Below are 6,867 nucleotides of genomic sequence, written 5' to 3' on the forward strand. Positions count from 1 at the left end.
GAGTGATAATATGGCTGATAACACTTTTTTCCCTCAAAGACCAGAAAACAAACCAATGATATATGCTTATGAAGACATAAGATATCCTGGCATGTTAAAGGTAGGATATACAACTATAGATGTAGAGGAAAGGGTATCACAACAATTTCCAGTAGTTTTACCAGGGAAGAAGCCCTATAAAATTGTATTTGCCGAGCCTGCTATTCGTAATGATGGTTCTAGTTTTATGGACCATGAAATTCACAAAAAACTTAGAAAATCCAAAATTGAAAATCCTGATGGTGAATGGTTTAAATGTACAACAGATGAATTAAGAGCATCCTATATATCTGTTAAAGATAGAATAGAAAATGAAGAAAATAGAACCTTAAATTTTAAAATGAGACCTGAACAAAGAGATGCTGTAGATAAAACTATTTATTTCTATCAAAAGGCCAAAGAAGAATATCCAGATCGAGCTCCTAAATTTTTATGGAATGCTAAAATGCGTTTTGGTAAAACCTTTGCATCCTATCAATTAGCGAAAAAGATGGATTTAAAAAAGATATTGGTATTAACCTTTAAACCTGCAGTTGAAAGTGCTTGGGAAGAGGATTTAATGACCCATGTAGATTTTGAAGGATGGCAGTTTATTAGTAAGAAAAATGGATTTAATATTGAAGATTTAGATCAAAATAGGCCCATAGTATGCTTTGGTTCCTTTCAAGATTTATTAGGGGTTAATAGAGATACAGGTGGAATTAAGGCAAAAAATGAATGGGTACATACTACAAATTGGGATTTAGTTATATTTGATGAATACCACTTTGGGGCATGGCGAGATAGTGCCCAAAAATTGTTTGAACAAGAAGATGAAGATGCTTATGATTCACTAGATCTAGAAAAATATAAAGAAGATGAAGCAGATAATGCCTACAATGAAACATTCCTACCAATTACTACATCCTATTATTTATTTTTATCTGGCACACCTTTTAGAGCCATAAACTCTGGGGAATTTATAGAAGATCAAATATTTAATTGGACCTATTCTGATGAACAAAATGCAAAAGAGGCTTGGGGAGACAAGCCAAATAATCCATATGAATCCCTTCCTAGAATGGTTATGATGACCTATAGAATGCCAGAAGATATTAGAAATATTGCAAGTCAAGGGGAATTTGACGAATTTGACTTAAATGTTTTCTTCTCAGCAACTGGTGAGAGAGATAAAGCAAAATTTGTCTACGAAAATGAGGTTCAAAAATGGCTTGATTTAGTCAGAGGAGCTCATTTACCTGCAAATGTGGATGATTTAAAACTAGGAAGAGACAAAAGGCCACCAATGCCATATTCGGATTCAAGATTATTAAATGTACTTACTCATACATTATGGTTTATGCCATCAGTAGCTTCAGCCTATGCAATGAAAAACCTGCTAATACAGAGACAAAATACATTTTTCCATGATTATGAAATTAATGTTGCAGCAGGACCTAAAGCGGGAATAGGATTAGATGCATTAGAACCTGTACAAAAATCCATGAGAAATCCACTAGATACTAAAACAATTACCCTATCCTGTGGTAAATTAACTACTGGAGTAACGGTAAAACCGTGGACAGGCATATTTATGCTACGAAATCTATCAAGTCCAGAAACTTATTTTCAAGCAGCTTTTCGTGTCCAAAGCCCATGGGTAATTGATGGAGAAATGGGCAAAAAGGAAATTATGAAAAAAGAATGCTATGTATTTGATTTTGCTCTAGATCGAGCCTTAAAACAAATTGCAGATTATAGTACAAGATTAAATGTAGAAGAATCTGATCCAGAAAAGAAAGTAGATGAATTTATTAAATTTTTGCCTGTACTTGCCTATGATGGAAGCACAATGAGGCAAATTAGTGCAAGTGATGTATTAGATATTGCCATGGCTGGAACATCTGCTACTTTATTAGCTAAGAGATGGGAAAGTGCATTACTTGTAAATGTAGATAATGAAACATTAAGCAGATTAATGGCAAATGAGGAAGCTATGGATGCATTAATGAGTATTGAAGGCTTTAGAAGTTTAAATACAGATATAGAAACTATAATCAATAAATCTGAATCAGTGAAGAAGGCTAAAAAGGAAGGAAAGGATCTCAGTAAAAAAGAGAAAAAAGAGCTTAGTGAAGAAGAAAAAGAGTATAGATCAAAACGTAAGCAAATCCAAGAAAAACTTATTAAATTCGCTACACGTATTCCAATATTTATGTATTTAACTGATTATAGGGAAAAGTCTTTGAAAGATGTCATTACTCAATTGGAACCTGGTCTCTTTAAAAAAGTAACAGGCCTAGATGTTAAAGATTTTGAATTATTAGTATCTTTAGGAGTATTTAATGGTCCTTTAATGAATGATGCAGTATATAAATTCAAACGCTATGAAGATGCTAGTTTAGAATATACAGGAATCAATAAACATAAGGGTAAAGATGTAGGTCTTTGGGATACAGTTATTACCCGTGATGATTATGAAGAAATGTTTAGAATGCAACAGGCTTCTCTAGGTGTACCAGTGAAAAAGTTTAAAGAAGATAAGACTAAGCCAATTATCACAGAAAAGAGAAAAGATAATAAAAAGAAAAAAAATAGTAAAGTCAAAATTTGCAGTGGCACTTCTAAGGATCTACTAAGTGCTAAGTCAAAGAAAGGCACATCCACAGAAGATGAATTGCTATTAGTAGCAGAAAAATCTCCTGAGGGAAAACAGGTGGAAAAAGTAGATTATACAGATAAAGTCTTTGTAGGAAATAAAGTAGGGCATAAAAAGTTTGGTATCGGTGAAGTTATAGAATTAGATAAGAGTGATGGATATATTACAATAAAATTTGAAGTAGGAGAGAAGAGATTCCAATTTCCACAGGCATTTGAGAAGGGATTTTTGAACAAATAGAATAGCTGTAGAAATAAATTATAATATAAATATCTAGTTTTTTTAACCATAACAAACAGGGGGCTAATTATATGATAAAAGAATTATCAATCAGTGGATTTAGAGGATTTGGGAAGAAGCAAAAAATAAGTTTTGCTTTTCCAAATGGACAAGCTGGGAGTGGTATGAGTTTTTTAGTTGGCTCAAATAACTCTGGCAAAACAACTATATTAGAATCATTAAGATTTTTTAATCTAGATAGGCATAGTAGCCCTAGTATAGCTGAAAGAAAAAGAAATATAAGAACATATAGTAGAGTCAAGATAAAGTTAATTGATGAAAAAGATGATGTCTATAAGATAATTAGTCATGAACATGGAGGAAGTGTTACGAAGATGCAAAAAAATGATGGCGAAGAAGATTACTTTGAAGGGTTAAAGATATTTGTTCTTCAATCAAGGCGGTTTGTTGAGTATGAGTTTCATCGTAATGAAATCGGTCGATATGATTATATGCGGAATCTGCAAATAAATATGCATAATAGAGCGTCTGGATTAAATGACTTTAGTTCTAGACTATTCAATATGCATAAAAAGAAAGAAGAATTTGATCCACTATTAAAAAGGATATTAGGACATAATTTAAAATGGACAATTGAACAAAATGATAATGGAACATACTATTTGAAACTCGAAATAAACGGATGTATCCATAGTAGCGAGGGATTAGGGGATGGTATTTGGAGTGTTTTTACCATATGTGATGCATTATTTGATTCTGAAGAGGGATCGGTAATAGCTATTGATGAACCGGAGTTATCCCTACATCCTGCTTATCAAAAGAGAACAATGGATTTACTTAAAGAGTATGCAAGTGATAGGCAAATTATTATTTCAACACATTCCCCATATTTTATTGATTGGGAATCGATTTTAAATGGTGCAGAATTAATTAGGACGGTAAAAGGTGAAGACGGAGACATAGAAGTCTATAATTTAGAAGATAATAGTAAAGAAGATATCAGAAAATTTATCAAAGATCTTAATCAACCACATACATTGGGATTTGAAGCTAAAGAAGTTTTCTTCCTAGAAGATAATATAATTTTAGTTGAAGGTCAAGAAGATGTTATATTTTATCCTTTAATAGCAAAACAATTAGACCTTGAATTTAAAGGAAATTTCTTTGGATGGGGTGTGGGTGGAGCACCTAAAATGGAATATATTATTAACATTCTGAAAGACTTGGGATATAAAAAAGTAAGTATAATATTAGACGGTGATAAGCCAGAGGATAAGGAGAAGTTACAAGGAATATATCCTAATTACAACTTTTTTATTATTCCGGCAGATGATATTAGGGATAAAAAACCAAGGGATAAAAGTAATGGAAAAATTGGGATAGTTAATAGTGGAGGTAAAATTAAAAGTGAATATGAGTCACAAATGAGGAATCTTATAGAACAGATAAATAAATTATAGAATGATGAAGTGAGCTAAGTTATAAAAAATAAAGCTAAAATAAACTAGATTAGAATAATGGAGTGAAGTCAAATTAAGGATATCTTTATAATGTTCATTGTTTCTTTTCTAACATATGATATCATGGACGGAGTGATAAAAGGTATGAATGGATATTTCAATAAATCTACTTAGGGAATACCAGAATGAAATCATGATATAAATATGGAACATTTTAGATCCCAGAAGGCTTATGAATTGCAAATAGATAGTTTTTATAGGGATGTTTCAACAAAAGAGATTTCAAGGTTACTTGATGATTGGTATAACTTAGCTTTTAATCCAAGAAAATAATTCATATGGCACAAAATAAGCTTGAAAATAAAATAAATGAAATGATAAATAAAACTATAGCTTATGGTTCTAATGAAACAATAAGAAGGTTAGCTGTTTTTCAATATAATAATTAAATTAATGAGGAAAATAAAAATAAGGATGATTATAGCTACGAGTATTATTCAAATAATGGAGGTTTAGATAGAAATACATATATAATGATGTATTTGATAAGTTACATTATATCAGGTTAAAAAAAGATTTTACTGGTGCTGACATTGATCCTGATGATCTTATGAAAATCAAAATAAGTGACTATAGTAAACATAAAGATTCATTTGATAAAGCACACAAAGATGCAAAAAAACTTTTAAATATAAAATAGTATTTTTATAATCTCCAACAAGTACCCCATAGTACTAAAAAAGTACTAAAAATCTCAACAAACAAAATAAGTATCAATAAACCAAATAACCCCAAAGCTTCAACCCTTGAAAAACACACATCCCCAAATAGAATAAATCCACAAAAGTAGGATGGGAGTAGTACCCAGTGAAACGAACGATAGTGAAGTTGAACTGTAGGTACTACCCCTGCAAGGATTTCCAATTTCATGTGAGCGAAGGGAACAAATGAAATTGATGAAATCTATTGCTGGAGTAATTCCTCATTGTATCAAGCCTTTGGCGTAGATAGAATGAATGGAGTTACACCTGTCAGGGTTGGCGAGATTTCTACCGACTGTAAGGAGGTAGAAGTCCGAAACCTACGGCGTGGAGTAGCAAACAAAAGTCTTGGAACCTTTGGAAACAGAGGGACCAAGACTTTTTTATTTTAAAAATCATTGGGATAGTACTAGTTTAAGTTAATTTATTATTTTAGATTTATCTTAGTTATATACTATTTACTAGAATAGTATATAATATAGTTAGAAGATTCCAGTGGAAATAAAAAGTAGATAGGAAGCTGATAATCATGACAATTAACCATATTTTAGAAATGATTAATTCTGGTGAAGGGTTGAATATTGAATTTAAAGAGAGTAGAAATAAACTAAATAAGGATGTATTTGATTCAGTATGTGCTTTCTTAAATCGTAATGGGGGACATTTACTTTTAGGTGTTAAAGATGATGGAACAATTGTTGGAATTGAAGAAAAAGCAGTTGATAAAGTAAAGAAAGATTTTGTTACAAGTATAAATAATCCTCTTAAAATAAGCCCTACTTTTTACTTAACCATAGATCAAATAGAAATAGATAATAAGATAATTCTATACATTTTTGTCCCTGAAAGTTCACAAGTCCACAGATGTAATGGAAAAATATATGATAGAAACGAAGATGGTGATATAAATATCACTGATAACACAAATTTAGTATCCAGCTTATATATGAGAAAACAAAGTACTTATACTGAAAATAGAATTTTTTCATTTGCAGAAATGGATGATTTGGAGATAGATATTTTTACAAAAATAAGAAGGCTTGCTGAAAATCAAAAACCAAACCATCCTTGGAGTTCTATGGAGAATTTAGAGCTACTAAAAAGTGCAGGATTATATTTGAAGGATCCTAACACTGGGAAAGAAGGGATTACTCTAGGTGGAATTTTAATCTTTGGCAAAGAGGAATTAATTCATGCTGCTCTACCACATCATAGAACAGATGCTATTTTAAGAAGAGAAAACTTAGATCGTTATGATGATAGAGATGATATTAGGGTTAATCTTATACACAGCTATGAAAGATTAATGCAATTTATAGCCAAACATTTGAACGATAAGTTTTATATTGAAGGAGATCAGAGAATCAGTCTAAGAGATAAAATATTCAGAGAAGCTATATCTAATTTACTAATTCATAGAGAATTTGCAAACCCATTTCCTGCGAAATTAATTATAGAAAAAGATAGAGTATATATTGAAAATAGTAACAAGACTCATAGAAATGGAATAATTGACCCAGAAAACTTTTCACCATACCCTAAAAATCCTACAATTGCAAAATTTTTTAAAGAGATAGGATGGGTAGATGAGCTAGGTTCAGGAGTTAGGAATATTTTCAAGTATAATAGAATCTATTCAGGAGTAGATCCAGTATTTGTTGAAGAAGATGTATTTAAAACCATTATACCTTTAAATAAGCAAGCTACCGAGCAAGCTACCGAGCAAGCT

General features: G+C 31.2%; 4 protein-coding genes. All 4 read left to right on the forward strand.

Annotation, left to right across the window (positions count from 1 at the left end; translation table 11 throughout):
* The first annotated feature begins 10 nt into the window (after positions 1-10).
* Complete coding sequence (locus tag BLV37_RS12615; RefSeq protein WP_091732131.1) at positions 11-2,917, forward strand: GIY-YIG nuclease family protein; 2,907 nt, start codon at positions 11-13, stop codon at positions 2,915-2,917.
* A 71-nt stretch (positions 2,918-2,988) separates the two neighbouring features.
* A complete protein-coding gene (locus BLV37_RS12620; RefSeq protein WP_091732134.1) occupies positions 2,989-4,377 on the forward strand; it encodes an ATP-dependent nuclease in 1,389 nt (462 codons plus the stop codon).
* A gap of 204 nt (positions 4,378-4,581) precedes the next feature.
* The gene (locus tag BLV37_RS15465) at positions 4,582-4,710 is read left to right on the forward strand and encodes a hypothetical protein (RefSeq protein WP_280140148.1); all 129 of its coding nucleotides are present in this window, start codon (positions 4,582-4,584) and stop codon (positions 4,708-4,710) included.
* Between the two features lie 957 nt (positions 4,711-5,667).
* Positions 5,668-6,867: RNA-binding domain-containing protein (locus tag BLV37_RS12625; protein ID WP_091732137.1), on the forward strand; the 1,200-nt coding region annotated here is incomplete at its 3' end.

Source organism: Proteiniborus ethanoligenes (assembly GCF_900107485.1).
GTDB classification, from domain to species: Bacteria; Bacillota; Clostridia; order Tissierellales; family Proteiniboraceae; genus Proteiniborus; species Proteiniborus ethanoligenes.

Bases quoted from the DNA above. Each gene is read 5' to 3' on its own strand.
- BLV37_RS12620 (WP_091732134.1), top strand. From the start codon at position 2,989: ATGATAAAAGAATTATCAATCAGTGGATTTAGAGGATTTGGGAAGAAG.
- BLV37_RS15465 (WP_280140148.1), top strand. From the start codon at position 4,582: ATGGAACATTTTAGATCCCAGAAGGCTTATGAATTGCAAATAGATAGT.
- BLV37_RS12615 (WP_091732131.1), top strand. From the start codon at position 11: ATGGCTGATAACACTTTTTTCCCTCAAAGACCAGAAAACAAACCAATG.